The sequence below is a fragment of the Sphingomonas trueperi genome (assembly GCF_040545665.1).
GTDB lineage: Bacteria > Pseudomonadota > Alphaproteobacteria > Sphingomonadales > Sphingomonadaceae > Sphingomonas > Sphingomonas trueperi_B.
Map to the genome: position 1 here is coordinate 1 of NZ_JBEPMH010000012.1, position 3,128 is coordinate 3,128.

Annotated in this window: 2 rRNA genes; both read left to right on the forward strand. The window is 54.6% G+C overall.

Going from position 1 to position 3,128, the window contains the following annotated elements:
• Positions 1 to 83 precede the first annotated feature (83 nt).
• Positions 84 to 2,879, forward strand: a 23S ribosomal RNA gene (locus ABIC65_RS22275).
• Between the two features lie 120 nt (positions 2,880 to 2,999).
• Positions 3,000 to 3,114 (forward strand): 5S ribosomal RNA (rrf, locus tag ABIC65_RS22280).
• The last annotated feature ends 14 nt before the right edge of the window (positions 3,115 to 3,128 follow it).

Below are 3,128 nucleotides of genomic sequence, written 5' to 3' on the forward strand. Positions count from 1 at the left end.
CGATATGCCGCGCACGCTGCTCTGCCGAGTTGGTGTTTGCCGTAAGGCAAGCGCCCAGCGTTGTCGTTGGTGGTGTGGACTCTCAAGCGTGAGGTAAGGGCATTTGGTGGATGCCTTGGCATGTACAGGCGATGAAGGACGTGGCACGCTGCGATAAGCGTCGGTGAGCTGTGAGCAAGCTTTGACCCGACGATTTCCGAATGGGGAAACCCACCTTCACCAATTAATTCAGCGGTTGAGCAATCAACTGCCGAGTTAATTGGGGCAAGGTATCACCGAAGTGAATACATAGCTTTGGTGAAGCGAACCCGGCGAACTGAAACATCTCAGTACCCGGAGGAAAAGACATCAACCGAGATTCCGTTAGTAGTGGCGAGCGAACGCGGACCAGGCCAGTGCCTTGATTTCAACTAGCAGAAGTATCTGGAAAGGTACGCCATAGCGGGTGACAGCCCCGTATGCGAAAGTGATGATCAAGGACTCGAGTAGGGCGGGACACGTGAAATCCTGTCTGAACATGGGGGGACCACCCTCCAAGCCTAAATACTCGTACATGACCGATAGCGAACTAGTACCGTGAGGGAAAGGTGAAAAGCACCCCGATGAGGGGAGTGAAACAGTACCTGAAACCGAATGCCTACAAGCAGTTGGAGGGTCCTTGAGGCCTGACAGCGTACCTCTTGCATAATGGGTCTGTGACTTAATGTATCAAGCAAGCTTAAGCCGATAGGTGTAGGCGCAGCGAAAGCGAGTCTGAATAGGGCGACGTAGTTTGATGCATTAGACCCGAAACCCGGCGATCTATGCATGACCAGGATGAAGGTGCGGTAACACGCACTGGAGGTCCGAACCGATTAACGTTGAAAAGTTACCGGATGAGTTGTGCTTAGGGGTGAAAGGCCAATCAAGCCGGGAAATAGCTGGTTCTCCGCGAAAACTATTGAGGTAGTGCCTCGGATGAACACCCTAGGGGGTAGAGCACTGGATGGATGCGGGGGTCGCGAGATCTACCAATTCTAACCAAACTCCGAATACCTAGGAGTGATATCCGGGAGACAGACGGCGGGTGCTAAGGTCCGTCGTCAAAAGGGAAACAGCCCTGACCTACAGCTAAGGTCCCCAAGTCACGTCTAAGTGGGAAAGCATGTGGGAATCCCAAAACAACCAGGAGGTTGGCTTAGAAGCAGCCATCCTTTAAAGAAAGCGTAACAGCTCACTGGTCTAAACAAGGGTTCCTGCGGCGAAGATGTAACGGGGCTCAAGACGTGCACCGAAGCTTAGGGTGTGATCGTTTACGATCACGCGGTAGCGGAGCGTTCCGTAAGCCTGTGAAGTGGAAGGGTAACCGACCATGGAGGTATCGGAAGTGCGAATGCAGACATGAGTAGCGATAAAGAGGGTGAGATGCCCTCTCGCCGAAAGACCAAGGGTTCCTGCGCAAGGCTAATCCGCGCAGGGTGAGCCGGCCCCTAAGACGAGCCCGAAGGGGGTAGTCGATGGGAACCACGTTAATATTCGTGGGCCTGGTGGTGTGTGACGGATTGCGTGTGTTGTCAGCTCTTATCGGATTGAGCTGGCTTCGAAGCAGTCCCGGGAAATAGCCCCACCGTATAGACCGTACCCGAAACCGACACAGGTGGTCAGGTAGAGTATACCAAGGCGCTTGAGAGAAGTGTCCTGAAGGAACTCGGCAAATTGCCTCCGTACCTTCGGAAGAAGGAGGCCCTACATAGGCGCAAGCTCTTGTAGGGGGCACAGGCCAGGGGGTAGCGACTGTTTAGCAAAAACACAGGGCTCTGCTAAGTCGGCTTCAAGACGACGTATAGGGCCTGACGCCTGCCCGGTGCCTGAAGGTTAAGTGGAGGAGTGCAAGCTCCGAAATGAAGCCCAGGTAAACGGCGGCCGTAACTATAACGGTCCTAAGGTAGCGAAATTCCTTGTCGGGTAAGTTCCGACCTGCACGAATGGCGTAACGACTTCCCCACTGTCTCCAGGACATGCTCAGCGAAATTGAATTCTCCGTGAAGATGCGGAGTACCCGCGGTTAGACGGAAAGACCCCGTGCACCTTTACTGCAGCTTCAGAGTGGCAGTGGAGAACAACTGTGTAGAATAGGTGGGAGGCTTTGAAGCACCGGCGCCAGCTGGTGTGGAGCCACCAAGTGAAATACCACCCTGTTGTTCTTTACTGTCTAACCTCGTACCGTCATCCGGTACAGGGACCCTCTGTGGCGGGTAGTTTGACTGGGGCGGTCGCCTCCTAAAGAGTAACGGAGGCGCGCGAAGGTTGGCTCAGGCCGGTTGGAAACCGGCTGTTAGAGTGCAATGGCATAAGCCAGCCTGACTGCGAGACTGACAAGTCGAGCAGAGACGAAAGTCGGTCATAGTGATCCGGTGGTCCCTCGTGGAAGGGCCATCGCTCAACGGATAAAAGGTACGCCGGGGATAACAGGCTGATAACCCCCAAGAGCTCATATCGACGGGGTTGTTTGGCACCTCGATGTCGGCTCATCACATCCTGGGGCTGGAGCAGGTCCCAAGGGTTTGGCTGTTCGCCAATTAAAGTGGTACGTGAGCTGGGTTCAGAACGTCGCGAGACAGTTTGGTCCCTATCTGCCGTGGGCGTCGAAATTTGAGAGGAGTTGACCCTAGTACGAGAGGACCGGGTTGAACATACCTCTGGTGTACCAGTCGTTCCGCCAGGAGCGCAGCTGGGTAGCTATGTATGGACGGGATAACCGCTGAAAGCATCTAAGCGGGAAGCCTCCCTCGAGATAAGATTTCATAGAGCGGTCGAAGACCACGACCTTGATAGATCGGATGTGGAAGCGCGGTAACGCGTGGAGCTAACCGATACTAATTGCTCTTTTCGCGCTTGAGAGTTTCACACCCCCATCGACAACCCTGGGTTGTCGGCAAGGCGGTGGATGAACATTCCAGCCTTTGACAGTGCACGATTTGAAACCCATGTTTCCCCCTTCGCCCACACCGGCTTCATTGCTTGGTGGCCATAGCGTCTGTGACCCACCCGATCCCATCCCGAACTCGGCCGTGAAACCAGACAGCGCCGATGGTACTATTGCTCAAGCAATGGAAGAGTAGGTCGCCGCCAGGCATTGAAGCCGGTGT